Genomic DNA, 25,833 nt, shown 5'->3' with positions numbered 1-25,833 from the left:
CTTTTGAATTGCCATGAGGTTCGCCCTTTCAGAGCCTGGTGGAAAAGTCATTTTCCACCAGGCTCTGAAAGTTGACGGTTGAAAATTGGATAAAAACAGAATTTTGCATTTTATCTTGTCTCAATATGCGTTTCGGGCAGCTGGCTCGCCAATGCATGATTCTTCATCGGTGCATGCCCCAACGGGGCATCGTCCACCAGCCCGGGTTTGGTCAGCCAAAGGCTGGACTACCCTGGGATCATTGAAATAAATAAAAACAACCCCAACGGGGTTGCGTCTGTTGAAATTGCTGGTCGTTTCCACGTTTAAGGACGCAACCCCTTTGGGGTAGGTTACGGAAATATGGCGCATATCCCAGGGTAGCGGCTCAGCCGCAACCCTGGGCTGGGGGACTGAATCCCGTTGGGATTCCCAGAAGATAATAACAGTCCGGAACGCATAATGAGCCTTCATGAAGACTGTGACGGGAATGTCTTGATCAGCTCCACGCACACGCATTTATCATGCTCCACCCCCAGCAGCTCGCAGATCGTTCCGCAGATTTCGATCTGCAGAGGACGGGCGGCCGGGTCGAGACTGAACCGTTCGCCGATGGTATAGAGGGGGACGGTGCGCTCCTCGGGCAGCAGGCCGTTGTGGGTCATGTCCGCGTTCATGCCGTGGTCCGCGGTGACCAGCACCTGACAGCCGTCGTCCAGCCATCCCGGAAGGTATTCGGCCAGCAGGGCGTCGGCCTCCCGGGCGCTGTTCCGGTACAGGGCCGAGTCCGCTCCCTGGAGATGGCCGGCATGATCCACGGCCATGGAATGGACCAGCAGAAAATGAGGGTGATGACGGCGGCGCAGACTTTCGGCGTCGGCGAAGAGGTGGCAGTCCGGATAGCGGTCCAGAAAGTAGAAGTGGGCGTGCTGGATGAGCAGGTTCGGGTCGCTGACGTGGCGATCCCGAGCCGGGTCGAAGGGCGTGCGGTTATACAGTTCGCTGACCCACTGGTAGGCGGCCGCCGCCGTAGTCAGGCCCGCGGCCCGAGCATAATGAAAAATGCTTTGCTCACGGGACATCCGGGCATGACCGTTGTGCGTCACCCCGCTTTGCACCGGGGTCTTGCCGGTCAAAATGCATTCGTACAGCGGCCTGGACAGGGCCGGCAGTTCGCACTGGACCGGATACAGGCACGCCTTTCCAGCCTCGCACAACCCCTGAAGCGCACCCATGCACTCCCGAGCCGTGGCGTGATTCAATCCGTCCACAAGAACCAGAACGACAGTGTTCCGCATGGTTTTTCCTTATCAAGGTTGCGACGCTCAGATCCGCTCGGGCTGTTCGCGTCGTCTCAGGATTTCATACGCCACGGCCCCGCAGACGGTCATGGCGATGAGAATCACCCCGATGGCGTTCACGGCCGGGGTCAGCCCCAGCCGGACCCGAGTGGCGATGTTGATGGTCATGGTGTCCTGAATGCCGACCACGAACAAGGTGGTGTTATAGTTCTCAAAGGACTGGAGAAAGGCGATCAGGCAGGCCGAAAGAATGGCCGGGCGCATGTACGGCAGAAGAATGCGCCTGACCACCATGAAGTGGGAAGCGCCCAGATCCAGAGCCGCCTCCTGCTGGGTCTGGTCGAATCGCTCCAGCCGGGCCAGAAATAGCAGCATGCAGTAGGCGGCGATAAAGGTCGACTGGGCGATGACCGTCAGGAACAGCCCTCCGCTGACGTGAAAGTACTCGGTCCAGAACACCAGGGTGGAGATGCCCAGGATCACTCCGGGCGTGAGGATCGGAGAGACCATCACCCCGTAGAGAAAGCCCTTGGCCCGGCTTTGCAGATTGGAAAGCAGCAGCGCGCCTGACAGGCCCAGGGGCACGGCCAGGGCGATCACCCCCAGACCGATGATCACGGAATTGAGAATCGCCCGGCCCATCCGGGCATCCTGGAACAGCCCCACGGCCCGCTCCTGGGCGTCGAAACCGAAAAACCATTTGGTGGTGAACCCCTCCCAGGGGAGCATGGTCGGGAAGCGACTGTCGTTGAACGCCGCGGCGACCATGAAGATCAGGGGCAGGAAGAGATAGACGAAAAAGAGCGCCAGGTAGATTCTGGTCAGCCAGGTAAAGAGGCGATGGGAGGTCATCGGGCGATATCCTTCAGGCCGACCTTGAACAAACGCATCATGGCCAAGATGAACAGCACGCAGAGCAGGAGCAGGACAAAAGCGTAGGCAGCCCCGGTGTTCCAGTCCCCGCCGTCGAAAAACCAGCTGTAGATCACCTGGGTGAACCAGCGCGCCCCGGTACCGCCGGGCAGGGACTGCATGATCTGGGGCACGGCCACGGTGCCCGCGGCGAGCATGAAGGTCATGATGCAGCCCACGGCGATCCCGGGTTTGGCGTGGGGAATCACCAGCCGCCAGTGGATCCGGAGCCGGGACGCGCCCAGATCCCGGGCCGCTTCGATCTGGTTGCGATCCAGGGACTCCATGGAGTTGTACAAAGGGAAGACCATGAACAGGATATAGGCGTAGACCATCCCGATCATCACCGCGCCCAGCCCGCCGAAATTCACCGCGCTGTCGGTCACGCCCAGAAACAGGAGCAGTTGATTCAACAGGCCGTTGCGGGAGAGGATCAGAAACCAGGAATAGGTGCGCAGGATTTCGTTGACCCAGAACGGAACGATCAGCCCCAGAACCAGCAGCGGCACCACCCTGGCCCGGGCGGCCTGGGCCAGGTAGTAGGCAATGGGATAGCACACGGCCAGGGACAGGACCGTGACCAGCAAGGCGGACCAGATGGTCTTGATAAAGATGGAGCGGTGGACCTGATTACCCCAAAATGTCAGATAGTTGGCCAGGGTGTAGACGTCCTCCGGACCGCCGCGCAGGGAAGGTGGAAGATTGGGCCGCAGGGACATGTCCACCATCATCACCTGGGGCAGGACGACCATGAGCACGACCCAGAACGCGCTGATCCCCAGGACGCAGCAGCCGATGACCGGACCGAGGCGGTGAAACAGTTCCTTCATGCGGCCTGGGCTCCGGGAGAGAGAGCCACGGCGGCGTCCGCCGGGAAACCGAAGCGGATGGCGCTGTCGATGGCCAGGTCGGCCTGGGTCCCGTCGTTGGTCATGTGCAGGATGGTGTTCCGCTCTCCGCCCGTATCCACGAACAGATGCACATAGGCCCCCTCGAAATCCACCCGGCGCAGCCGACCGCTGAGCACGTTCTCCGGAACGCGGCCGTTGACCAGGTGACAGCGCTCCGGCCGGACGAAGAGCACCGCGGGCTGTCCGACAACCAGACCGCGCAGATTCCGACCCGTCAGTCGGCCCTGGGGCGTGTCCACCACGGAGTACTGCTCGCGCACCTCGGTCACGGTCCCGGAAAAAGGATTGTTCTCGCCCACGAAGGTGGCCACGAAGGGCGTGGCCGGCTGGTCGTAGAGCACCGCGGAGTCGGAAACCTGCTCGATAATCCCGTTTTGCATCACCGCGACCCGGTCGGACATGGTGAAGGCCTCGCCCTGGTCATGGGTGATATAGATGAAGGTCACCCCGGTGCGGCGCTGGATGGCCCGCAGCTCGGCCCGCATATGTTGGCGCAGCTTCAGGTCCAGGGCGGACAGCGGCTCGTCCAAAAGCAGGACCGAGGGATTCACGGCCAGGGCCCGGGCTATGGCCACCCGCTGGCGCTGACCCCCGGAGAGCTGGGACACCAGCTTGTCCTCCTCGCCGGTCAGAGCGACCAGTTCCAGGAGTTCCTGGGCCCGCTTCCGCCGGACCTTCCTGCCCACGCCGCGGGCCTCCAGGCCAAAGGCTACATTCTCCCAGACCTTCATCAGCGGAAACAGGGCCAGGTTTTGAAAGATCAAGGCCGTGGGCCGCTTGTTCGGCCCGATGCCGCGCATGTTGCGCCCCCCGATCAGAACGTCTCCTGAGGTCGGTTCGATGAATCCGGAAATCAGCCGCAGCAGCGTGGTCTTGCCGCAACCCGAGGGGCCGAGAAACGAGAAAAACTCCCCGGCCCGGATTTCCAGGTCAACCTTGTTCACGGCCAGAAAATCGCCAAAAGCCATGGTCACGTCCCACAACTCCACGTTTTGCCCTTGCAGTTCCGTGGATGCGACGTTTTCCGGCCTGTCGCGGGCACTGGAGGGTAATGCGTGCATGAAGTCCTCCGTGTTTCTTTGGAATAAACGGGCCACGTCGTGCAAACAAGGCAGGGCGATCCCATGGAAGTGGATCGCCCTGCCGGGAATTTCATCCTGCTCCGAGTGGTCTTACGCGGAAAGGAAGCGATCCCGGAATTCGTTGCGGGCCGCGATGAACCAGGTCGGCTCCGGCGGGTACCACCACAGGTTCTCGATGGCATTGCCCGGATAAGCCGCGGCGAAATTGGCCGCGTAGGCGTCACCGGCCAGTTCCGCCGCGCCCTGGGTGCAGGAATTGTAGCCGGAAAGCCGGACGTGGATCGCGGCGTGGGCCGGTTGGTAGTACCAGTTGATCCAGGCGTAGGCCGATTCCACGTTGTCCGCGCCCGCGGGCACGCCGAGGGAGTCCATCCAGGTCATGGCCCCTTCCTTGGGCGCCAGGTAGGTGTACTTGCCCTTGCTTTCGGAGCGCATGCGCATGGCCGGGCCGTCCCAGGTCTGGCCGATGACCGCGTCGTTCTGCATGAACGCGGCCTCGGTCTCCTGGGCGTTGGACCAGAACTGCACGATCCAGCTTTTATGCTTCACGGCGAAGTCCAATATCCTGCCGTACACTTCGCGCATCCGGCCTTCGTCAGCGTAAGTGTCCCGCATGCGGTTGGAGGACACCTCGCCGATGCTGTCCAGGTACAACCCCATGCCCAGCATGCCGGAATGGGCCCGAATCGTAACCCGGCCCTTGTTCCCGGGCATCCACAGGCTGCTGAAGCCCAATTCGCCGTAGACCGGCTTGATCACCTCGGTGTTCAGGCACAGGGCCTCGGTGCCCCAGTTAAAGGGCACGGTGTACCGGCGGCCGTTCTGGACCCCGCCCAGGGTTTTGGAACTCTCCCACATGGAGGGAATTACTCCGGACACGCTGATTTTGGACTCGTCCAGGGGCTGGAGCAGTTCCTGCTCCACCCAGGCCGGCGTGTAGGTGATGGAGGGCATGACCACGTCGAATCCCCGTCCCCGGGCGGCCCGCAGCCGGTTGAGGACCTCGTCGTTGGAGCCGTAGGTGGACAGATTGACCTTGATGCCCGTGGCCTTCTGGAAGGAATCGATCATTTCCGGGTAGACATAGTCGGACCAGCTGTAGAGGTTCAGCTGGCCGGTGGAGGCCAATACGTCCCGGCTGATGAAGGCCGGCGCGGCCGTGGCCAGGGCCCCCGCGGCCACGTATTGGATGAACTGACGGCGGGTGACGGAGTTGGAGTCGAATGCTGCTGTCATGGACGTTTCTCCTCAATACCTGGGGTTGAAGTTTTCGGGTTGTTGCAACGCACGTCCGTTCTCTGAAAGAATACGGAAATGAGTAATCCCACAATGTGACGACTTCATGTCGCGTTCGTGACGTTTCAAACACGAGCCCCCCTCCCCAAACCCGACACAATCGTAACAATGCCATCATGTTCCTGTAACATCGAGCGGGCATAGTAGACACTCTTTTCATTCCCCATCAATTCGCAAACCCCGTGAAAACACCGGAAAGCGAAGGGCAAACATCCATGCATACCTTTTCCGAACAGGACAATCCGGAACGATCTGAAGAGTTGCGCCTGGAGGTCGGCACCCGGCGACGGGACTATTCCGGGCCGGTTCGAGCGGTGATCCTGGACTGGGCCGGCACGACCGTTGACTACGGATGCATCGGCCCCACGGAGGTGTTTCGAAGGGCCTTCGCCGGATTCAGCGTGTCCGTGGGCGATGAGGAGATCAGGGCTTTCATGGGGCTGAAAAAAATCGACCATGTTCGGGCCATGACGCATATGGAAACCGTGAGCGCCCGGTGGCGGCAGGTGCATGGCCGCGATCCGAACGAGCAGGACGTGCGGAACATCTACGCCAGGATCGAGCCGTTGATGCTGGACGTCGTGACCGACCATGCCGAACTCATTCCGGGAGTGCGGAACCTGGTCGCCGTCCTGAGAGCCAAAGACATCAGGATCGGCTCGACCACCGGATACACGAGGTCCATGGTGGAACGCCTGATGGCCTCCGCTGCCGACCAGGGCTACAAGCCGGATACGGTCGTTTGTTCCACGGACGTGCCGGCGGGACGTCCGTATCCCTGGATGTCCTACGTCAACGCCATGACCCTGAACGTCTTTCCCATGGCCGCCATGATCAAGATCGGCGACACCGTCGCGGACATCGAAGAGGGGTTGAACGCCGGGATGTGGACCATCGGCCTGACCATGTCCGGCAACGAACTCGGCCTGTCGCGCAGGGAGGCCGAAAGCCTGGACCCCGAAGAACTGAACTCCCGTCTGGACGTGATCGCCCAGCGCTTCCGCCGCGCCGGAGCCCACTACACGGCCCGCGGCGTCTGGCAAGTGCCTCCCTTGATCGAGGAAATCGAACTTCGCCTGTCCCGTGGCGTCAGGCCATGATCATCCGACCAGTTGCCATCCGGAAATTGGCCGCGACACGACTGAATATCCAACCGGAAAGGAGATGTGCGCATGGAACCGAGCCAGATTGAAATCCCGGACAATCCCTATTTGTTGTTGACTCCGGGGCCGTTGTCCACCTCCCACGGAGTGCGTGCCGCCATGCTGCGCGACTGGTGCACCTGGGACGCGGAATACAACGACATTGTCCAGGTCATCCGGAAGCGGTTGACATGTCTGGCCACTCCGGCCTCCGGATACACCACCGTCCTGATGCAGGGCAGTGGGACGTTCAGCGTTGAAGCCTGCCTCGGCACGGTTGTTCCCCACCACGGCAAGCTGCTGGTCCTGTCCAACGGACACTACGGGGACCGGATCGCCATTATCGCCAAACGGCTGCTGATTCCCTTCGATGTCTTGGATTTCGGCGACACCGGACCGCTGGATATGGAAGCGGTCAACAATACGCTTCGAGAGGATCGGGCCATCTCCCACGTGGCCATGGTCCACTGCGAGACATCCACCGGCATGCTCAACCCCGTTCAGGACGTAGGCGATCTGGCGATCCGCCACCACCGGTCCCTGATCGTGGACGCCATGAGCAGCTTTGGCGGAATCCCCATGAACGTAAATAATCTCTGGGTGGATTATCTGATCAGCGGCCCGAACAAATGTCTCCAGGGCGTACCCGGATTCGGTTTTGTCGTGGCCAGGCAAAGTCAATTGGAGCAGTGCGCAGGGAATGCACGCTCCCTCAGCCTTGACCTGTTTGATCAGTGGCTGGAAATGGAGCACCGTGCAGGCAAATGGTGGTTCACGTCGCCGACGCACGTGGTCCGGGCCTTTGCCCAGGCCCTGGTGGAGCTGGAGGCCGAAGGCGGCGTCGAGGCCCGACATGCCAGATATGTCCAAAACCAGGCCATCCTCGCCCAGGGCATGCGCGAACTGGGATTTGCAACGCTGCTTGCGGATGAACACCAATCCCCGATCATCACGGCCTTTCTTTCTCCCTCCCATCCCGGCTACGAATTCGGTCGATTCCATGCGGAACTCAAGCAGCGCGGATTCGTGATCTACCCGGGCAAAGTCACCAAGACGGACACATTCCGCATCGGCAACATCGGCCACGTCTTCCCCGACGACATCCTCGCCCTGCTCCAGGCGGTGCGGGAATCCATGTATTGGGCATGAACCTTGTTAAAAGAAGGTCAAATGGAACCACGCCAAAAAAACTACTTCATCGACACCAACGTGCTTCTGGATGATCCGGAAAGCATCGCCATCCTGCGCAACGGGATGGAAAACAGAATTTTCATCCCCCATACCGTGCTTGAAGAGCTGGACAAGCACAAGACCGACTCCCGGCTGGGGCATCAGGCCCAGCAGGCCTTGTCGTATCTTCTGGAGCACAAGGAGGAATTCGACCTGCTGGAACGAGGCCCGGAAGGCAACACCGCCTCCTGCCTGGCCGACAACAGGATTCTCGACGAGATCCTGCTGGCCTCGGTGGAAGCGCCGATCCTGGTGACCAACGACAAGACCATGCGCATCAAGGCGCACAAGCTGGGCATGCAGAGCGAGCCCTATTTTCGGGCCAATCCGTTTTACAGGAATGAATCCCAGAGATACACCGGCTTCATTGCCGAGGGCGAAGACATCGTCATGAATTCCTTTTCCTGGGAAAACGGCAAGCCCGTGTTCAACGGCCCGGAGGAACGCCGGACCATCAGCCATCAGCACAAGATCTGGAACGTCGCGCCCCGCAACGTTTACCAGAACCTGGCCATGGAACTGCTGCTCTCCCCGGACATCGACCTGGTCACCCTGGAATCCGAAGCCGGATTCGGCAAGACCTTCCTCTCCCTGGCCGCGGCCCTGCACTTGGTGCTGAGCGAGAAACGCCATCACAAGATCTATATTATCAAGCCCTATGTGGAGATCGGTCGGTCCATGGGCTATCTGCCCGGGGCGGTCAGCGAGAAAATGGCCCCCTACGTGCGCAACATCCGCGACCTGATCCTGAAACTGCACGCCATCCGCCCGGCGAACAAGCTGTTCATCGATCCCGAAGCGCCCATTCCCGAGTTCGACATCAAACGCCTGGAAATCCTGCCTCTGGCCTTTATCCGCGGCATGAACATCGAAGACGCGGTGGTCATCGTGGACGAGGCCCAGAACATGTCCCGGTTGGAGGCCAGGGCCTTGCTGTCCCGGATGTGCGGGAACACCAAGGTGTTCATGATGGGCGACTCCCGCCAGGTGGACGCGCCCTATAATTCGGAGTTCAACAACGCCCTGAACTGGACCGTGCGCAAGCTCAAGGGCATGGATCGCTACGCCCACCTGGTGCTCAAGGGCGCCCACTCCCGAGGACCCATCGCGGACATGGTCCTGGCCTCCAGCCTGTAGCGGCCCGTGGCGACGCCTCCAAACGCCGAAAGCCGACCGCGTCTTTTTGAACGCGGTCGGCTTTCGTTTGATTAGAAAAAAGCGGACGGAATCGCCTTTCCAACCGCCGTTTACCCCCGCCCGGCTTCGCGACCGTTCGGCTGCTTCTGGCTCTTCATGAACTCGGAGTATTCCCTGACCTGCTGCTCATGCCGTCTGCGAATTTCCAACAATTCCATTTGGCGTTTACGGTAGTCTTCCTGCGCCTTTTCCAGATTCATCATGGCTCACTCCCGTGTTTTTTCGGTTGTCATCTGACCGGCCCGGATCGCGATGGTCGCCCATCCGCTCCAGCACTCCCTACTCCGGGTCTGGACTCCCGTGCCGTGGACAGTTGTCTTCTTAGCGTGAGTCGCTTTGAAACACATGACCATTTCGTGACGTTTTTACGGCGATTTCATGACACCTGCCTCCATCCGGCAGCGCTTCTCGCAGCTTCGTGTTTTTCCCTTCTGAATGCCCCTTCACCAGTTTTTTGTCACACAAACGTCACCCAGGAGAGTTTCCACGGCCTTGCGGCATGGAACGATAATACGATAAACGCCGCTGTACTGAACTATCCATTATCCGCTTCACACTTTACCCCCATCGCCTATGCACTCCATTGCCTCTCCCGACCGTCGCGGCTCCCTGGTCCGCTTGACCGGATTGATTATTCTGCTGTTCGTGCTCAACAGCGCGATCGGCCTGTTCAGCCTGCGCTTGGCGAGCCAACGGCATGCCGCGGATTTGGCGACATTGAATCTGCTCATGGAAACCCTGGACAACACGAGACAGGCCCAGGTGCATTTCAAGAACCAGGTGCAGGAATGGAAGAACGTTCTGCTCCGGGGAACAGATCCAGAGGATCTGAAGCGCTACGCGGCGGCCATGCGCCGGGAGGCGTTCCGGATGCGGGAAAGGCTGGATTCCGCGCTGGATGGCATGACGAAACTGGACTTGACCGAAGCCGGGCTGGTTGGGCCGCTCCAGGCGGAGCACCACATAATCCTGGAGGCGTACGAGGAGCGGATAGCCCATTTCGGGGAGCATCTTGCCCGGCAAGCCGCGGACGTGGATCGCGAGTTGCGCGGAATCGACCGGGAACTGAACGTGAACCTGGACGGTTTGGTGAGCGAGCTGCTCATCCGCGCCGCCGCGCTGCGTCTGGAGCTGTCCCGTGAGTTCATGGCCCGGGACGCGACAACCACCCGTGTCATGGTCATCGGGGCCGGGGCGACCACCATTCTCCTGCTGGTCATGCTCGGCCTAGCCGTTCGCCGCGGCTGAACCGCGGGCCGCGTCTCGAGATGCTGATCGAAATCCTGGGGACGATGACGGCCGGGCTGGGGCTGTTTTTCATCGGCGTCAAGCTGGTGGGGGACCATCTCAAGCAACTCAGCGGTCGCAAGTTCCGGAAGATCGTGACCAAGGCCGTGAACAACCCGGTACGAGGCGCTTTGCTGGGCGTTCTGGCCGGGGCCGCCACTCAAAGCACCAACGCCGTGGCCTACATCGCCACGAGCATGACCACGGCCGGACTCATGTCCTTACGCGGCGCGATGCCCGTGGTCATCTGGGCCAATCTGGGCACTTCGGCCCTGGTGCTCGCGGCCACGGTGGATATCCGCGTTCTGGTCCTGTACCTGCTGGGCATGGTCGGCGCGGCGTTCTACTTCAATCTGGACAGATCAAGTCGATTCCGGCATCTGATCGGCGCGCTGCTGGGCGTGGCCCTGCTGTTTCTGGGGTTGCAGTTCATCAAGCAAGGCGCTGCCCCGCTCCGGGAAATGCAGGCAGTGCGGGATCTGCTGGAACTGGGGGCGGACTCCTACCTCATGGCCTTCGGCATCGGCGCGGCCCTGACCCTGGTCGCCCAGTCCTCGGCGACGGTTTCCATCGTGGCCGTGGCCATGACCAGCGTCGGCCTGCTGACCATGCCCCAGACCATGATGGTCATCTACGGAGCGGGACTGGGATCAGCCGAAAGCCTCTGGTTTCTCTCCAGCAACCTCTCCGGCACTTCCCGACGGATCGTTCTGCAGCAGATCATCCTCAAGCTCGCCTCCACGGCGATCATGCTCGTCCTGTTCGGACTGGAGCAGTGGCGCAACATCCCCCTGATCCAGGCGCTGACCTCATGGATCACTCCCTCCATCAGCCTGCGCGCCGCCTGGGTCTATCTGTTGCAACAACTGCTGGGCTGCATCACGGCCTCCCTGCTTCTGGGACCGACCCTCAAACTGCTGGCCAGACTGGCGCCGGCCACACGGGAAGAAGAACTGGCCAGACCGGTCTTTTTGTACGATCAGGCCCTGGGCGACGCCGAAACCGCTCTGGATCTGGTGAGCAGGGAGCAAAACCGCCTCTTCGGAGACTTGCACGGGTATATCGTCACGGCAGACCATTTCGCTGAGCCGACCCCAAGGGATGTCCTGGCCCTGTACCGCGGCAATACGGGCGTATCCCGCGAAATCGACCTGTTTCTGGCCGAGCTGATTGACCGCAACCAAGACCGCCAAACCATGCACCGCATTCTGAACCATCAGGCCCGCAACAGGGTGCTCGATGACCTCCGGGAAAGCCTTTTTACCCTGGGTCGAACCCTGGAACCCACGGACGACGGGCGCGAACCGACCAGCTTGGCGCACACCCTGGCCGAGGGCATGCACGTCATCCTGCGCACCATGGCCGACACGCTGAATTCGTCGGAAAAAATCGACCTCGACGAGAACGAGGCGACCATGCTGACGGCCCTGACCTCTGACCGCTCCGCGCTCATGGAACGCCTGCGCCACGACCTCCTGGGCCACGGCGAAAAACTGCCGCATTCCGTCCAGGAATCCCTGTTCGCGGCCACCAGCCTCTTTGAACGGACCATCTGGCTGCTGGGCCGCTACATCGCCCTGGTCGTTCCCATCGGCGCGTTCGACATCGCACGGCATCAAGGCACGGAAAACGGCACGCGCAGGTGAAAGGCGCTGTCCATGCCTTCCTGACTTTCGACGCCGATGGAGCCGTCCGCCTAGTTGAACAGGGAGAAGATGCGGGCCAAGTCTTCCCGGTACTTGCGCCCCATATCGGCGTGCAGGTCGATCACGGTTTCCACCGCTTCCGAGAACAGGTTCAACTCTTCGAGCAGATCCCGCGCCTCGGTCAACAATGCCCGCACCTCACGCTCACGTTCCTGAAAAAGGGTGAAGTGCGACCTGAACAATTCGTCGCGATGCCCCCTCACCAGAACGTTCTTTCATTCCACGGCCTGGGTCATGAACGTCGCGGCGGCCTGGAGGGTAGTGGTCTGCGCGGCGCTCAAAGCGCCCATGTCCGGCATTTCCCTAATATATGAACGATCATCAGCTTTTAAGAAAAACTGAATAACCTTAAAAGAATAGAGTTATCCCACCCAAGCCATGCCAAAGAAATAACCTAGCATGTTCCAGGTGGCGGCCATGTTACTTCTTCGTGAAAATCCGGTTACGTTCTCTTCGGACCGGCCTAGCCCCTTGGAATCCGATTCCTGACGGAAGAGTCCCGGTTCCCGGCCCTTGGACTGAGCATGGGTTTCACTGAAAAAAATCACGAGAACGACATCAAAATGTCATCAGCACGCCGCAACCAGCGTGAAACATCTTCATTCGCGGCGTGAGAGGCGGTGAAGAGGCGATAGGATTGTCCCGACCAACTGACAGGAGGAAGAAATCGTGAACCGGAACGCCAAGCATCTGATCCTGTTGGTGGCGGCCACGGATGGGCCCGGTTCGATTCAGCGAATTCGGGAGCAAGCCCCCTAAACTGATTATGTTGGACGTGATGATGCCGGGCATGGACGGTTTCGAAGTATGTAAATGTAAACAGCTGACAATGAGCCCGACCACCTCGCCCATTCCGGTGATCTTTGTTACGGCCAAACGGGAAATGGAGGATGAAACTCGCGGATTCGACCTTGGGCCGTGGCGGGATATTGGCGATGGCCGAGAGAGTATGAAGGATCACGAAGGCGGTACACCGAAACAAAAATGGCTCCCCGGGAGGCAAGTTCGAGCCCGAGGAGCCATTGCGGAATGGAGGTGCGGTTGGAATATCGCCTGGGTAAAAAAATCCCGCATGTCGACGGGATTACATTCTCGTGACAATTTCAATCGCCTTTCACGTGAAGGAAGCGTGATGTTGGTGCATGCGGTCAAAGCAGCCCGGATCAGGACTTAGTCGGAACGCGCCCTGGACGTTGCCGTTGAGGGGGGATTCATGGCAAAGACACGTTGAGCGCGGATGTTCGACCGCGCTGGCATCCCTCAACCGGTCAAGGAGTCCAGCATGATCAGCCTCGCGGTTTACAACATGAAAGGCGGAGTCGGAAAGACCACGACCACGGTCAACCTTGCGTATCTCTGCGCACGGGAAGGGAGGCGGACATTGATCTGGGACCTGGATTCCCAAGGCGCGGCCACATTCTACCTGAACGTCGAGCCGGACGCGGAAATGAAGGCCAAGCAACTCCTCAAAGCGCACAAGGATATGGACGCCCTGATCCGCCCCACGGGATATCCCCGCCTGGACATCCTCCCGGCCGGCTTTCAGATTCGTCACCTGGACGCCCTGCTGGAGGATGAAAAGAAAGGCCGGAAGCGTCTCGTCAAGATCTTCGAGACGTTCAGTCAGCGCTTCGACGTCGTTTTCCTGGACTGCCCGCCCAGCATTTCCTTCTTGTCCGAGACCATCTTTCGATCCGTGGACTGCCTGATCATGCCGGTCATCCCCACGGTCCTCGCCCACAAGGCCTATGAACAGGTCCGCGCCTATATCCGGGAAACAACGGACCACCCGCTGCGCATCCTGCCGTTTTTTTCCATGTTCGACTGGCGCAAGAAAATCCATCGCGAGGCTTTTGACCAGGGCACCAAGCCCGGCGGCGGCTACCTGCGCACCTGCATCCCCACGCGATCCGTCATCGAACGGATGGGAGTCCATCGCGCTCCATTGCCGGTCTCCAGCCCGAAATCGGACTGCGTTGCGTCCTACGTCGACCTTTGGTCGGAAATCAAAACCAACCTCAAAAACCCCCCCCGCTTTGATTCGTGACCCGTGCCGAACCATCCAATTCCTGAAGAGACTGACACAGAGGCTATTGATCGGTTCGCGGGGACGCGATAATAGTTTAACCATGTCGTACCGTGATCAAATTCACGTGATCCGTCGCGGAAAAGCACTCAAAACCGACTTGCGTCCCCGCACACCAAACCTGGAGAAGCATTATGGATCCCGCCGCGCTGATCCCCGAGGCCCTGCCCATTCCCGTTGAATGGGGCTGGTTCTACGCGTTTTTGCTGCTCACCTTCATCATCCACCTGCTGTTCATGAACGTCATGCTCGGCTCGTCGGTCATCGCTCTGGTCCATCACCTGCGGGGCAAGCCCGAGACCGAGCCGTTGACCGTGGACATTTCCCGAAAGCTCCCTTTCATCGTGGCCTTCACCGTGAACTTCGGGGTGGCCCCGCTGCTGTTCCTCCAGGTGCTCTACGGTCAGTTCCTGTACACCAGCAGCGTGCTCATGGCCGTATACTGGCTGGCCGTGGTCGGGCTGGTGATGCTGGCCTACGTCAGCGCCTATATCTACGATTTCAAATACGTCTCCCTGGGGGCCATGCGTACGGTGTTCATCGCCGTGACCGCGGTCTGTCTGCTGGCCACGGCCTTTATCTACACCAACAACATGACCCTGATGCTCAGGCCCGAGGTCTGGCCGGAATATTTCAACCGGCCCGGGGGGACCATCCTGAACCTGGGCGATCCCACCCTGATCCCCCGCTACCTGCATTTCGTGGTCGCCTCCCTGGCCGTGGCCGGGCTGTTCCTGGCCCTGCTCTGGCAGCGCAAGGCCGACCGCGGCGAAACCGGAGCCAGGCGCTGGGTGGCCCACGGAATGGCCTGGTTCGCCTACGCCACCATGGCCCAGATCGCCGTGGGCATCTGGTTTCTGGTCGCCTTGCCCCAGCCCATTCTCCTGCTGTTCATGGGCGGGTCGGGCCTGCATACGGCCGTCCTGCTGGTCGGTGTCTCCCTGGCCGTACTCAGCGTGATCACGGCCATGCGCCAAAAGGTCTACCTGACCACGGGGCTCCTGGTAACCACGGTCACGGTGATGGTCTTCCAGCGCGACCTGCTCCGGGACGTCTATCTCAGCCCGTATTTTGACATCAGCGACCGGGTCGTGACGGGTGAACAGCTGCCCCTGATCCTGTTCATCGTCACCCTGGTCCTGGGAGTCGGGGCCATTGCCTGGATGCTCAAGCAGGCCGCCATGGCCGGAAAGGAGGTGCGCTCATGAGTTATCCGGTCTGGGAACTGTATTGGGCAGGCGGCGGCCTGCTCATCGCGATCATCGCCATTATCCACGTGTTCATCGCCCACTTCGCCATTGGCGGGGGGCTGTTTCTGGTGCTCACCGAGCGCAAGGGGTTGCGGGAAAACAACCAAGGCATCCTGGACTACACCCGCCGCCACGCCAAGTTTTTCCTGATCGTGACCATGGTCTTCGGAGCCCTGACCGGGGTGGGCATCTGGTTCACCATCTCCCTGGTCGCCCCGGCGGCCACTTCCCAGTTGATCCACACCTTTGTCTTTGCCTGGGCCATTGAGTGGGTCTTTTTCCTGGCCGAGATCGTGGCCATCTTCGTCTACTTCTACACCTTCGGCAAAATGGAGCCCCGCAGGCACATGCTCATCGGCTGGCTGTATTTCTTCTTTGCCTGGATGTCCCTGTTCATGATCAACGGGATCATCGGCTTCATGCTCACCCCCGGGGACTGGCTGACCAGCCGGGACTTCTGGGACGGTTTCTTCAACCCGTCCTTCTGGCCGGCCCTGGCCTTCCGGACCTTCATCGCCCTGATCCTGGCGGGGCTCTACGGCTTTGTCACCGCCACCTGGGAAAAGGACCCGGAACTGCGCGAAACCCTGGTCCGCCACTGCGCCAAGTGGCTGCTGGTTCCCTTCGGCTTTCTGCTGCTCTCCGGCTGGTGGTACGTGTCCATCCTGCCAGAGGGCCCCAAGGCCATGATCCTGGGCCGGAACCCGGAAATCGTGCCCTACTTTCAGGGTTTCCTGTGGATCTCGGCCCTGTTGTTCATAGGAGGCCTGATCATGGCCGTACGGATGCCCGCGGGGATCAAGCGGCCCATGGCCCTGATCCTGCTGGCCATCGGCCTGTTCTACATGGGCAGCTTCGAGATGATCCGCGAGGCCGGGCGTCGGCCCTACGTGATTTACGGCCACATGTACTCCAACGCCATCATCAAGGGCACGGAGGACGCCATTACTGAGGCCGGATACCTTCAGTCCGCCAAATGGATCCAGCACCGGGAGATCACCGAAGAAAACAAGCTGGCCGCCGGGCGGGAACTGTTCCGGGGCCAATGCTCGTCCTGCCATTCCATCGACGGACCGCTCAACGACATTCGCCCGCTGACCGCCAAGTTCGGGGTCTTCGGCATGGACGCGATGATCTCCGGGATCGGCCGGGTCTATGAATACATGCCCCGCTTCGCGGGCACGCCCCAGGAACGCGACGCCCTGGCCAACTTCCTGGTCCACGCGGTCCATGAGCGGGAAGCGCCCCAGCCTGTTCAAAGGCCGGAACAAACAGCCGAAGTGACCATCCCGCCCTTTGATCCGGACCAGGACGAATACGTGCTGCTGGCCTGGTGCAACCTGGGCGAGAAGTGCATCACGGACTGCGACGCCCACTGGTCCCTGCTGCCCCCGGGCAGCACGCTCTACGCCCAGCTGGTCCGCCGGGACTTCCAGCCTGAGATCGTCACCGAGAACGTGGTCATCACCTACGCCGCTCCTCCGGGTTCCATGGACCCGGCCTCCCAGGTGGAGTTCTGGGACTATGCGGATTCCCTGATCGGCAAGGACCTGCCGCGCAACGTGGGGCCCACCGGAATGGGACTGACCGGGGAAATGACCCTCAACCCAACCTTCCGGACCTTCATGGCAGGCGGGATCCCGGTCCTGCCCTACGCGGACGACGGTTCGCTGAACCCTTACCCGATCTTCACCTTCGAGGCCCGCAACGCCGAAACCGGGGAACTCCTGGCCATGACCCAGGCCATTGCTCCGGTCTCCACAGAGGTGGGCTGTCACAACTGTCACGGAGGAACCTGGCGGCGGGACGGAGCCATGGGCATTGCCGCGGACACGGCCTCGGACGTCCTGGCCGTGCATGACCGCCGCCACGGAACCACCCTGCTGGCCAATGCCGAGCAAGGCAGCCCGGTACTCTGCCAAAGCTGCCACCCGGATCCGCTGCTGAGCGCCGAAGGCGACCCCCAGCGACTGAACCTGCCAGCGGCCATCCACGGCTTCCACGTCCACTACCTGCTGGACCGACCCGGCCCGGAACCCTGCCACGCCTGCCACCCCACCGGCCCGGACAGCTTCACCTACTGCGCCCGAGGGGTCCACGCCAGCGAGGTCGGTCTGACCTGCACCCATTGCCACGGCACCCTGGAAGACCACGCCCTGACCCTGCTCAAGGGCGAAAAACAGGCCGGCAAGCCCCAGGCCGAACGGCTGATGCGCGACCTGCGGCCCCGGGTGGTCAGCGCGGTGGAGGACATCAACCCGCGCACTCCGTGGAACGACCAGCCGGACTGCCTGTCCTGCCACGTGGACTATGAACGCCCCGCGAGTCGCGACGTTTCCGCCTTCAACGACTGGGTCCGAGGCCCTTCGGGACTGTACCGTCTGCGCACCGACGAATCCGGCCTGATGTGCCAGGCCTGCCACGGCCCCACCCACGCCGAATACCCGGCCGTGAACGCATTCCACCCGGACCTGGACGCCATCCAGCCCTTGCAATACCAGGGCACCAAGGGCGTCATCGGCAGCCGGGACAACTGCGCGGTCTGTCACATTGAGGAAATGTACTACGACTTCCACCACCCGAATACGGTGAAGTATTGAAGATTCTGAATTCAAAGTTCTGAATTCAGAATTCAGGAGTCAGAATTCAGAATGCAGGAGCCTGTAGGGGCACGGCGGGCCGTGCCCCTACAGGTGGAAAAAAACAAAAGGCAGCTCTCGCGAGCTGCCTTTTCTGCGTGATTCATGCGGTCATCAGCCACGCGAATCCTTGTTCATTTTTTGCAAACTAAAACGAAATGCAAGTCAAACCCAGAAGGCCTTCCCACCTCCTGAATTCTGACTCCTGACTCCTGACTCTTCAACTCTTCCCTTCCTCTACCGCGCGATCATCGCCCTCAAAATATCCGCGCAACCTTCGGCGTTGTGGCTCATCTCGTGCATGTATTCGAAAAAATGCAGGAGTTGGAAGACGTCCTTGAATTCCATATCCGCGCTGAACAGTTCCCGAAACAACATGGACTTCATCTTGCGCACATCGTTGTGCTGGCTACGCACGGCCCGGTAGAGATCCTTGACCGCCTGACGGTCAGCGAAGTCCGTATGGAGCAGGCGAAGCGTTCCTTCCAGGGCCGGCTTGAGCAGCTCCACGGTTCGAATCGCCCCATCGACCATGGTCAGGCCGCCGGTGCGCAAGGCGTCGGGGATCTTCACCGTATGGATGTTCAGCCAATCCAGGGCGTCCTGGGCCGAATCCAGAATGTTGTCCTGGGCCCGAGTATAGTTCAAAAACAAGGTCTTATCCACGGCCATGAACAGTCCGCGGGGCAAATGGTTGCGGGTATTGCGCTTGATCTTGTCCGCCTTGTCCTCAAGCTGATCCAGTTCCTGCTTCAGGATCTGAAAATCCTTACACGAACTGCCCCCCCCGATATAGCACAACAAGGACTCGTTGATGATCGTCATGGAGGCTTCCACCTGACTGTAGTGCTCCAGCAGACCGTCCATGGGAGAGCGCCCGCCGATCATGCTCAAAAAAGGAATTCGAACCCGCATACGTCACCTCGTTTGCGCGCCGTCGAGCCTAAAGCACGAACCAGCGCAGTAATTGAAAAATTACCACGGAAGTAAAAGCCGCCACAGGCACCGTGAGCAACCAGTACATCACGATTTTCCCCAGAACGCGAAAATCCACAGCGGCAAACCCTCTGGCCAGCCCGACTCCCACCACGCCGCCCACCGTAGCGTGGGTGGTGGACACCGGCATGCCCAGGTTCGAGGCCATTAAGACCGTGGTAGCCGCTCCGAAGCCCACGGAAAATCCGCGGGTGTTGGTCAGCAGGGTGATCCGTTCCCCCACCGTGGACATGACCCGCTTCCCGAGCACCATGACCCCCACGGCAATGCCCATGCCGCCGAACAGCAGCAACCAGATCGGCACCTCGGCCGAAGCCGCCAAGCCCCCGGTCCGGGCGATGACCCAAATGGCCGCCACGGGGCCGATGGCATTGGCCACGTCGTTGGCCCCCAGGGAAAGCGCCATGTAGCAGGCCATGCCGATCTGCATCCGTCGAAACAGTTCTTCCATGGTTTCCGGGCCTTGCTCCACGCCATGCAGCAACCGCCCCACCACCACGTAACCGATACCCCAGACCACCGCCGCCACGACGCAGGCAATGCCGAAAATGGCGTACATATTGATTCCCAGGGCCTTGCCCATGGGCATTTTCAGCAGAAAAGACGACATGACCAGGACCACGGTCATGGCCAACCAAAAAGGAGCCCACAGCTTAGCGTTGCGGACGAAGTCCCGGGCGCTCAACACCTTCTTGCGGATGTGCGAAAATACCAGATAGGCCAGCAATGCCCCGAAAAACGGCGAAATAATCCAGGACAACACGATGCCGAACATGGTTCCCCACCGGACCACCTCCGGCCCGCCAGCCACGAATCCAAACCCGAGAATACTGCCCACGATGGAATGGGTGGTGGAGACCGGAAAACCGAACACCGTGGCCAGAAGCACCCACAGACCGGCCGAAAGCAGCGCCCCCAGCATGCCCAGCATGAGCACGTTCTGATCCTCGATCATCTCCGGGTTGATGATCCCCCGGGAGATGGTCGCGGCCACGTTGGCCCCGAGAAAAACGGCACCCACGAAGGCCAGGGTAGAGGCGATCACCACCGCTTGGCGTACGGAGATGGCCCGAGACCCCACTGAGGAGGCCATGGCATTGGCGGCGTCGTTGGCGCCGATGCTGAAGGCCATCAGCAGGCCTCCGACAATGGCAAGAATCAGGACGATGGTGACGATGTCCATTATGTGTGGGGTGGGTTGAGTTCCTGAATGGTTTCGAGCTCTATGATCGCCGCTCCGACGCCAGCTCGTTGCGGCGTGAAGGGTTCCGCCGTAAGATGAGGAAACAAGCACCAAGGGGCGGTTATGGAGCAACCGTCAGGTATAGAATCTTCACCTGTTTGTCAAAATATCGTCAACATCTTGTAACAAACGGCCTATAACAGAAGATCAGCTCCTTCCGTCGGCCTGTATGCAGCGCGGGATCTCAATAAACCTTCCCGAGCGTCCCAGGTCGTCCCAAGCCGTCTCGGGCATGTCCCGACCTGTTTGCTTCAACCATAATTGTCAACGTATCGGGTGCAAATGCGACGTCTTGCCCCGAACTTCTTGAGGCCCGCCATGGCGAAATCATCCCTGCGTTTTCGAATTCTGGCCCTGTTCTGGGGGTTGTTACTGGTCGTGTTCATCCCCATGTACGTTTTCCTGGCCCAAACCGTCCGTTCGGACCTGATCGACCACGGCCAGGACCGGGCCAAAAAGTTGCTCAACGCCACCTGCTGGCAATTCCTCTCCGCGGGACTTCACGGCGACGAAGCCGCGATGCAGGCCTGGGTCACCGAGCTTGGGGGTCGGATGGACGTCCGGTTGACCTATACCGTCGATGGCCGGGTCGCGGCGGACAGTCATGTCCGGGCCGACCGCCTGGCGGAGGTGGAAGACCATGGAACGCGCCCGGAAATCATGGTCGCCCGGGAAGGTCGCGTCGGTACGGACATCCGGCTGAGCGACACCATCGGCAGGGACTTGATCTATGTCGCCCAGCGCTGCCCCATGAGCGACGAAACCGCCGGAGTGCTGCGCATCGCCCTGCCCCTGTCCAACCTGTACGACCAGGTGGACATTCTCAAAAAGCGCTTCTTCTTCATTCTCGGAATTTGCCTGATCGCCTCCCTGTTGCTGAGTTTTTGGTTCACCCAGACGATTTTCTCCTCCATCAGGCGGCTGATCAGTCTGGTTTCCGACGTCGGCAAAGGAGCCTATGACCGCCGCCTGCACGTTGACCAGGGCAGCGAATTCTCCCCCTTGGCCGAGGCCGTGAACACCATGGCCGAAGAAATTTCCCGGCACGTGAACCGCATGGAGGAACAAAAAGCCCAACTCGAAGCCTTATTCAACGGCTTGAGCGAGGCCGTGCTCACCCTAGGCCAGGATGGACGGATCGTTTCCGCCAATCCGGCTTTTCGCAAGTTTTTCCCCAAATTACAGAAACTGGAAGGCAAAACCACTCTGGAAGCCACCCTGGAGCCGGAACTGGCCTCGGCCATGGAGCGCGTCCTGCACGGCACGTCGGACCAGGAAGAGCGCCTCTTGCTCCATCGCCCCGGCGGGAACGAGCTGGAGGCCAGAATCAACACCTATCAGGACCCCTCCGGCGGCCAACGGGCCGTGCTGGTGGTCCAGGACGTCAGCCTTCCCAGAAGGATGGAGAAAATTCGCCGGGACTTCGTGGCCAACGTCTCCCATGAGATGCGAACCCCGCTGACGTCCATCAAGGGCTACACCGAGACCCTGCTGGGCAACCCGCAGCCGGACCCGGAAACCACCCGCTCCTTTTTGCGGATCATCCAGCGCAATGCCGAACACATGGCAAACATCGTCACGGACCTGCTTAAGCTGGCCCGTCTGGAGGCCGAGGCTCCCAGCAATACATTGGAGATCATGGACGCCGGCGAGTCCCTGCGCTCGGCCATGGAGATGTGCGCCCCCCTGGCCCAGGGCAAGCAAATCCGGTTCGAAAACAATCTGGAGTTGAGCAGGCCCCAGGAAGATGCCCCGGGAGGCGTATGGGTGCTTGGCGACAAGTCCCGGCTCGTTCAGGTTTTTCAAAACATCCTGGAAAACGCCGTCCGATTCAGCCCAGAAAAAGGCAAGGTGACCATTTCCTGCCGTCCGGAAGGCGAGTACGTAGTTTTCGCCATTCGGGACCATGGAGCCGGGATTCCCCGCGAACACCAGGAACGCCTCTTTGAACGGTTCTACCGCCAGGACGCGGCCCGTAGCGAGGGCAATGGCGGCACGGGCCTGGGGCTGGCCATCTGCAAGCATATCGTCCGCCACCACGGCGGTCGAATCTGGGTGGAAAGCACCCCGGGCGAAGGCGCGACATTTTTGTTCACCCTCAAGGCCGTGCCGCCGCAGAGCAGGAAACCCGAGGCAAACTGAGCAGGATACTCGCCCGCCTTCTTTGCCCGAGACTCAGCAAGGGACCGGGCGAACCTCTTTTTCCGCGGACGGCAAATGCCCCGCGAGACGCTGGATGTCCTCCAGATAGCCCCGCCACCCGCGAAGATAAAAGGCTAAGGCGCGCGAAAAATTTTTACCCACCAAGCCGTCCAGAAAGAGTTGTGAAATATCCCGTTCGCGCTGGAGCACATATTGGGAGAGCAAAAACACCCGCCGCTCCTCCTGGCTCATCTGGCGCATCAACCGCTCCAACACATGCCGCGCCCGAGGCTGATACATCCAGAAGTACATTAAATCCAAAGAATTGACGACAACAGCCAGGTTCAGACTCTCTTCCTCCCTCGTCGCCGCGCAGACGAACCGCTCCGGCTTTTCCAGGACGCTGAGCACTTCGCTATCCGGATGCCGCAGTTCCAGAGCGGCGTAGACATCGAACATTCCACGCAGCTTGGCCGCGTAGTCCAGGGTCCGCTCCCGGAAGTTCACGGCCCGGTCTGCCAACCCCTCGATGAAGCCGGCCACGACGTCCGAGGCCAGCTTGGATATAACCGCGGCCCAATTCTGGAGCACCGCTCCCACCGCCGGCACGCCGGCGGCCCCCAGCGCAAAGCCGAGCAAGAAATTCAAAAGCAAAGCCAGCGGGATGGAGAGTATCGTCCGAAACAGATTGCCCACGGCAGCGACCTTTGGCAGTCCGCGAAACAGATTGTGCCCGGCCAGGTACAGCCCGTTGACCGCGGCCATGACGGCATACAGCGCCAGCGGCCCGGACTCGGCCGTGATCCCCATCCCTCGATCCAGAAGCATGGTCTTGACCAGCAAATCCAGCAGCGGCACTGAAAACCCGGTGTACATCAACGAATCCGCGATCCGGTTCCATTTGACGTATTCGCTCCAATGCAAAAACGGAGTCCTCCGCAACCCTCCGGCCCCGAGCACGGCCTGGATGATGTTGCGCACCCCGGTGATTCCGAACCAGATCAACGCTCCGAAATACGCAAGCACCCACCAGTCCTTGGTCACGGCGAAGGTGGCGAAGGCTGGAACAAAACCGCACAAGATTTTCAACCAGTTTTTGAGATGCGTATTCAGGTAGCGCGAATGCGGGCGCTCCTTCGCCTTGGAAGCCGTGGCGCAGTCCAGGAGCAGCTTCTTTTCCTCCTCGTTGGCATACCCGCCCAGCAGGCGAATATTGCTTTGGTCGGGCGGAACGCAGCGATACCCTTCAACTAACCATTCCTCGTTCATCGGACGACGCCAAAAACTTCGAGCGCCTTGCTCTCGCAGACCCAGCCCCAGACATTGGCTTTGCCTTTGGTTACGGCGACCAGAACTGTACGTTCGGCGCAGAGCCACATCAATCCGAATGGGAATGCAGCGCCTGCCGTTTCCGGAGGCACAGGCCCGAGGAGACTCCTGGATCGCCCTGTACATGGTTTCCGGAGTGCTTTCATGGGCAGCCATTCGTCTGTTCTGCGGCTCGCCGCGCAGACGTTCAACCTGCTGCCGACTCTTCTTCGGCAACGTATCCAATACGACCAACCCCATCCCCGGAACTTTGGCCGATCCGCCGGTGGAGTCCGTTCCGATGCGAGACTTGAGCATCGTGTTCCGGTAATACCCCCGAAAATGCTCCAGTTCCTCAAGAATTCTCCGCAGTGCAGCCTTTTGCTCCGGATCACGTTCCGGATCGTCCTCCACCCGGTGCACGATGTCCATGACGCAACGCTTCAGGCGCACGGCATTGCCGGAGTTAAGAGCGGATTGCAGTTCCAGGATGCGGGCTTGATCCGGACACCGCCCGTATGCGGCATCCTTGAAATTGAAGGCTTCCAGGCGGGTTATCCGTCCCTGAGCCTGGTCCAGCAATTCCAGAACGTCTTCGGCCCATAACCCGCTAAGCCCCAGCGTGATCCTGAACCGGGCGTGCAGGCGTTCCAAACGGGCCAACAGTTCCGGCAAGGACGCCCGTAAAAACGGTGGAGCCTGGTCGTCATCAGCCGGAATGAACGGGTTGAAAAGATTGGGGTTTCGAGACGGACGGAGATAGCCTTCAATCACGGCCTCGGCGTCGAACCGATTCATATCCTCGGCCAGTTCCATGGCCGCACGACGCTGGGCATCCCCGCCAAAAGCGCAACATTCATGCAGATCGTCCAGCCGCTCCCTAAACAGCGACAACAGTGAGTCATGGATCAGTTTGCCTAAGTGGTGCAAGGAAGGCTGTCCGGTGCCAACCAGATGGAGCAAGTCGTCCTTGGACAGTTCGGGCATCAGAACACCGAAACGACGATTGATCTCCAAACGATGCGTTGCGTTGAAGGCGTCCAGGACCGCAAAGACATAGGCCTGTTTGAAGTCGGAAGCTCGACGGCCCTCGTCCATGAACTCCTGGACGTCGGGTTGGCGGATGAACTCCAGAAAATCACGGGTGTCCGTAAAGCCTCGAGGCGTCCAGATCAAGCGAAGATACCTTCCGCGAAATCGCGGCGAAAACTCCAGCCCGACCCGAACGTCCACTTCCATGATCTCCGCCGCGCGCATTAGTTCCTCGGCCACATCCGGAGTCAGGGAGTTGTAGTAGATCACCCTGAGCCGACGGATGCCCTTGATCCAGGCATCCATGATCAGGTGAGTGGCGGACTTGCGGCCCTTGGTGTTGGCGTCGTGGACATGATCGTCAAAGGCTATCTGGTTCCAGGCCTCCGGCATTTCCACCAGGTGGTATTTGAGCAACTGACGGGCAATGGCCCTAGGGCGTCCGGTGGCCGCGTCCCGGAAATCCCGAGCGAGTTGGAGCTTGGCGCTCTCGTCCTCGGCCCGAACCAACTCCTTCATGATCTGTAACAGCACCCGAGCCGTATTGTTGCGCAACGCCACGCCGGACATGGAGAAAATCTCTTCCCGCAACGCCCGCAGGGTGCGTAAACGTTCCTCTACATCGCTGCGCTCCAAGGACCGAAACAACCGAACCACGGCGTAGGCCACTCGCAACCCGGTGCTGGCGGCCATCTCCTTGATGCCGTGAGGGTGCAGATACGGGGTAAGCAGGCTCTTCAAGTTGGGCTCATCCTCACCCTGCAAGACATCGTTGACGATGCCCAGCAACTCGAAGTCCTTCCGATCAAAATAAAGGCGGTCCACAAGGGTCGACAGTTTCACAAAATATCCACGAAGTGTTAAAAAATTGGCAAAATCGAGAAACAACGCACTCCTGTAACCTAAGTGTAACAATATCCCGAACAATGCACAATTCTCCCCCCCTCGCGAGGCAGATGAGGAATGCCCCGTTCACTTCGGCATTTGAACGCAAAAACGCCCGCTTAGTTATCTAAGCGGGCGTTTTTGTTTTGAGAAATGATCTGGCGGCGTCCTACTTTCCCACGGTTAGAACCGCAGTATCATCGGCGCTG

General features: G+C 60.2%; 20 protein-coding genes and 1 pseudogene. 11 read left to right on the top strand and 10 right to left on the bottom strand.

The genetic code is table 11. The features are described 5' to 3' along the window. Positions 1–449 precede the first annotated feature (449 nt). The 5 genes from GY33_RS0112045 to GY33_RS0112025 form a co-directional block, all read right to left on the bottom strand. The gene (locus GY33_RS0112045) at positions 450–1,277 is read right to left on the bottom strand and encodes an alkaline phosphatase family protein (RefSeq protein ID WP_031387577.1); all 828 of its coding nucleotides are present in this window, start codon (positions 1,275–1,277) and stop codon (positions 450–452) included. Positions 1,278–1,304: 27 nt separating this feature from the next. After that, positions 1,305–2,132 (bottom strand): ABC transporter permease, encoded by an 828-nt coding sequence (locus GY33_RS0112040; RefSeq protein ID WP_031387576.1) that lies wholly within the window; start codon positions 2,130–2,132, stop codon positions 1,305–1,307. Then, positions 2,129–3,022, bottom strand: coding sequence for an ABC transporter permease (locus GY33_RS0112035; protein WP_031387575.1), 894 nt, complete (start codon positions 3,020–3,022; stop codon positions 2,129–2,131). The genes GY33_RS0112040 and GY33_RS0112035 overlap by 4 nt, the downstream gene beginning before the upstream one ends. After that, positions 3,019–4,164 (bottom strand): ABC transporter ATP-binding protein, encoded by a 1,146-nt coding sequence (locus GY33_RS0112030; protein ID WP_200874868.1) that lies wholly within the window; start codon positions 4,162–4,164, stop codon positions 3,019–3,021. The genes GY33_RS0112035 and GY33_RS0112030 overlap by 4 nt, the downstream gene beginning before the upstream one ends. Positions 4,165–4,275: 111 nt before the next feature. After that, entirely contained in the window at positions 4,276–5,421 is a 1,146-nt protein-coding gene (locus GY33_RS0112025) for an extracellular solute-binding protein (protein WP_031387573.1), read from the bottom strand. A 275-nt stretch (positions 5,422–5,696) separates the two neighbouring features. Between GY33_RS0112025 and phnX the strand changes: the two genes are divergently transcribed. The 3 genes from phnX (at position 5,697) to GY33_RS0112010 (ending at position 8,990) form a co-directional block, all read left to right on the top strand. Beyond that, positions 5,697–6,581, top strand: a complete 885-nt coding sequence (gene phnX / locus GY33_RS0112020) for a phosphonoacetaldehyde hydrolase (protein ID WP_235185516.1) — start codon at positions 5,697–5,699, stop codon at positions 6,579–6,581. Between the two features lie 72 nt (positions 6,582–6,653). Then, the gene (gene phnW, locus GY33_RS0112015) at positions 6,654–7,772 is read left to right on the top strand and encodes a 2-aminoethylphosphonate--pyruvate transaminase (protein WP_031387571.1); all 1,119 of its coding nucleotides are present in this window, start codon (positions 6,654–6,656) and stop codon (positions 7,770–7,772) included. Positions 7,773–7,793: 21 nt separating this feature from the next. Then, positions 7,794–8,990: a PhoH family protein gene (locus tag GY33_RS0112010; protein WP_031387570.1), complete on the top strand. Its 1,197-nt coding sequence runs from the start codon at positions 7,794–7,796 to the stop codon at positions 8,988–8,990. 110 nt (positions 8,991–9,100) lie between these two features. Here GY33_RS0112010 and GY33_RS21265 read toward each other — a convergent pair whose 3' ends face one another. Beyond that, positions 9,101–9,253 (bottom strand): hypothetical protein, encoded by a 153-nt coding sequence (locus tag GY33_RS21265; RefSeq protein ID WP_153304588.1) that lies wholly within the window; start codon positions 9,251–9,253, stop codon positions 9,101–9,103. Between the two features lie 370 nt (positions 9,254–9,623). On the opposite strand from GY33_RS21265, the gene GY33_RS0112000 reads away from it, so the two are divergent. Both GY33_RS0112000 and GY33_RS0111995 read left to right on the top strand, forming a co-directional pair. After that, positions 9,624–10,298, top strand: a complete 675-nt coding sequence (locus tag GY33_RS0112000) for a hypothetical protein (protein WP_031387569.1) — start codon at positions 9,624–9,626, stop codon at positions 10,296–10,298. Positions 10,299–10,318: 20 nt separating this feature from the next. Then, positions 10,319–11,983: a Na/Pi cotransporter family protein gene (locus tag GY33_RS0111995; protein ID WP_031387568.1), complete on the top strand. Its 1,665-nt coding sequence runs from the start codon at positions 10,319–10,321 to the stop codon at positions 11,981–11,983. Positions 11,984–12,033: 50 nt separating this feature from the next. Here the strand turns inward: GY33_RS0111995 and GY33_RS21260 are convergent, their stop codons facing one another. Further along, positions 12,034–12,180, bottom strand: coding sequence for a hypothetical protein (locus GY33_RS21260; RefSeq protein WP_153304587.1), 147 nt, complete (start codon positions 12,178–12,180; stop codon positions 12,034–12,036). Positions 12,181–12,833: 653 nt separating this feature from the next. On the opposite strand from GY33_RS21260, the gene GY33_RS0111975 reads away from it, so the two are divergent. From GY33_RS0111975 to GY33_RS0111960, 4 genes are all read left to right on the top strand, one after another. Beyond that, complete coding sequence (locus GY33_RS0111975; protein WP_235185515.1) at positions 12,834–13,217, top strand: response regulator; 384 nt, start codon at positions 12,834–12,836, stop codon at positions 13,215–13,217. Between the two features lie 63 nt (positions 13,218–13,280). Continuing rightward, complete coding sequence (locus GY33_RS0111970) at positions 13,281–14,090, top strand: ParA family protein (RefSeq protein WP_084185137.1); 810 nt, start codon at positions 13,281–13,283, stop codon at positions 14,088–14,090. Between the two features lie 173 nt (positions 14,091–14,263). Then, positions 14,264–15,337: a hypothetical protein gene (locus tag GY33_RS0111965; protein ID WP_031387564.1), complete on the top strand. Its 1,074-nt coding sequence runs from the start codon at positions 14,264–14,266 to the stop codon at positions 15,335–15,337. Further along, a complete protein-coding gene (locus GY33_RS0111960; RefSeq protein WP_031387563.1) occupies positions 15,334–17,979 on the top strand; it encodes a cytochrome ubiquinol oxidase subunit I in 2,646 nt (881 codons plus the stop codon). The genes GY33_RS0111965 and GY33_RS0111960 overlap by 4 nt, the downstream gene beginning before the upstream one ends. 276 nt (positions 17,980–18,255) lie before the next feature. On the opposite strand, the gene GY33_RS0111955 is transcribed toward GY33_RS0111960, so the two are convergent. Both GY33_RS0111955 and GY33_RS0111950 read right to left on the bottom strand, forming a co-directional pair. After that, positions 18,256–18,933, bottom strand: a complete 678-nt coding sequence (locus GY33_RS0111955; RefSeq protein WP_031387562.1) for a DUF47 domain-containing protein — start codon at positions 18,931–18,933, stop codon at positions 18,256–18,258. Between the two features lie 28 nt (positions 18,934–18,961). Then, on the bottom strand, positions 18,962–20,197 hold the full coding sequence (locus tag GY33_RS0111950) for an inorganic phosphate transporter (protein WP_031387561.1): 1,236 nt from the start codon (positions 20,195–20,197) through the stop codon (positions 18,962–18,964). 342 nt (positions 20,198–20,539) lie between these two features. On the opposite strand from GY33_RS0111950, the pseudogene GY33_RS0111945 reads away from it, so the two are divergent. Together GY33_RS0111945 and GY33_RS21990 are read left to right on the top strand one after the other, a co-directional pair. Continuing rightward, a pseudogene (locus GY33_RS0111945) lies at positions 20,540–21,859 on the top strand (histidine kinase dimerization/phospho-acceptor domain-containing protein); the annotation flags it as partial. A 36-nt stretch (positions 21,860–21,895) separates the two neighbouring features. Further along, positions 21,896–22,399 (top strand): sensor histidine kinase, encoded by a 504-nt coding sequence (locus GY33_RS21990; RefSeq protein ID WP_407637392.1) that lies wholly within the window; start codon positions 21,896–21,898, stop codon positions 22,397–22,399. Between the two features lie 33 nt (positions 22,400–22,432). Here GY33_RS21990 and GY33_RS0111940 read toward each other — a convergent pair whose 3' ends face one another. Next, entirely contained in the window at positions 22,433–25,582 is a 3,150-nt protein-coding gene (locus GY33_RS0111940; RefSeq protein ID WP_152555181.1) for a hypothetical protein, read from the bottom strand. Between the last annotated feature and the right edge of the window lie 251 nt (positions 25,583–25,833).

Source organism: Desulfonatronum thiodismutans, from assembly GCF_000717475.1.
GTDB lineage: Bacteria > Desulfobacterota > Desulfovibrionia > Desulfovibrionales > Desulfonatronaceae > Desulfonatronum > Desulfonatronum thiodismutans.
The sequence above is the reverse complement of the archived record's forward strand: the minus strand, read 5'-3'. Positions and strand labels throughout refer to the sequence as shown.

Excerpts from the sequence above, each read along its gene's own strand:
- GY33_RS0111975 (WP_235185515.1), top strand. The coding sequence starts at position 12,834 with ATGGACGGTTTCGAAGTATGTAAATGTAAACAGCTGACAATGAGCCCG.
- GY33_RS0112025 (WP_031387573.1), bottom strand. The coding sequence starts at position 5,421 with ATGACAGCAGCATTCGACTCCAACTCCGTCACCCGCCGTCAGTTCATC.
- GY33_RS0112010 (WP_031387570.1), top strand. The coding sequence starts at position 7,794 with ATGGAACCACGCCAAAAAAACTACTTCATCGACACCAACGTGCTTCTG.
- GY33_RS0111995 (WP_031387568.1), top strand. The coding sequence starts at position 10,319 with ATGCTGATCGAAATCCTGGGGACGATGACGGCCGGGCTGGGGCTGTTT.
- GY33_RS21990 (WP_407637392.1), top strand. The coding sequence starts at position 21,896 with ATGGACGCCGGCGAGTCCCTGCGCTCGGCCATGGAGATGTGCGCCCCC.
- GY33_RS0111960 (WP_031387563.1), top strand. The coding sequence starts at position 15,334 with ATGAGTTATCCGGTCTGGGAACTGTATTGGGCAGGCGGCGGCCTGCTC.
- GY33_RS0112045 (WP_031387577.1), bottom strand. The coding sequence starts at position 1,277 with ATGCGGAACACTGTCGTTCTGGTTCTTGTGGACGGATTGAATCACGCC.
- GY33_RS0111970 (WP_084185137.1), top strand. The coding sequence starts at position 13,281 with ATGTTCGACCGCGCTGGCATCCCTCAACCGGTCAAGGAGTCCAGCATG.
- GY33_RS0112000 (WP_031387569.1), top strand. The coding sequence starts at position 9,624 with ATGCACTCCATTGCCTCTCCCGACCGTCGCGGCTCCCTGGTCCGCTTG.
- GY33_RS0112040 (WP_031387576.1), bottom strand. The coding sequence starts at position 2,132 with ATGACCTCCCATCGCCTCTTTACCTGGCTGACCAGAATCTACCTGGCG.
- GY33_RS0112030 (WP_200874868.1), bottom strand. The coding sequence starts at position 4,164 with ATGCACGCATTACCCTCCAGTGCCCGCGACAGGCCGGAAAACGTCGCA.
- GY33_RS0112035 (WP_031387575.1), bottom strand. The coding sequence starts at position 3,022 with ATGAAGGAACTGTTTCACCGCCTCGGTCCGGTCATCGGCTGCTGCGTC.
- GY33_RS0111950 (WP_031387561.1), bottom strand. The coding sequence starts at position 20,197 with ATGGACATCGTCACCATCGTCCTGATTCTTGCCATTGTCGGAGGCCTG.
- GY33_RS21265 (WP_153304588.1), bottom strand. The coding sequence starts at position 9,253 with ATGATGAATCTGGAAAAGGCGCAGGAAGACTACCGTAAACGCCAAATG.
- GY33_RS0111955 (WP_031387562.1), bottom strand. The coding sequence starts at position 18,933 with ATGCGGGTTCGAATTCCTTTTTTGAGCATGATCGGCGGGCGCTCTCCC.
- phnX (WP_235185516.1), top strand. The coding sequence starts at position 5,697 with ATGCATACCTTTTCCGAACAGGACAATCCGGAACGATCTGAAGAGTTG.
- phnW (WP_031387571.1), top strand. The coding sequence starts at position 6,654 with ATGGAACCGAGCCAGATTGAAATCCCGGACAATCCCTATTTGTTGTTG.
- GY33_RS0111965 (WP_031387564.1), top strand. The coding sequence starts at position 14,264 with ATGGATCCCGCCGCGCTGATCCCCGAGGCCCTGCCCATTCCCGTTGAA.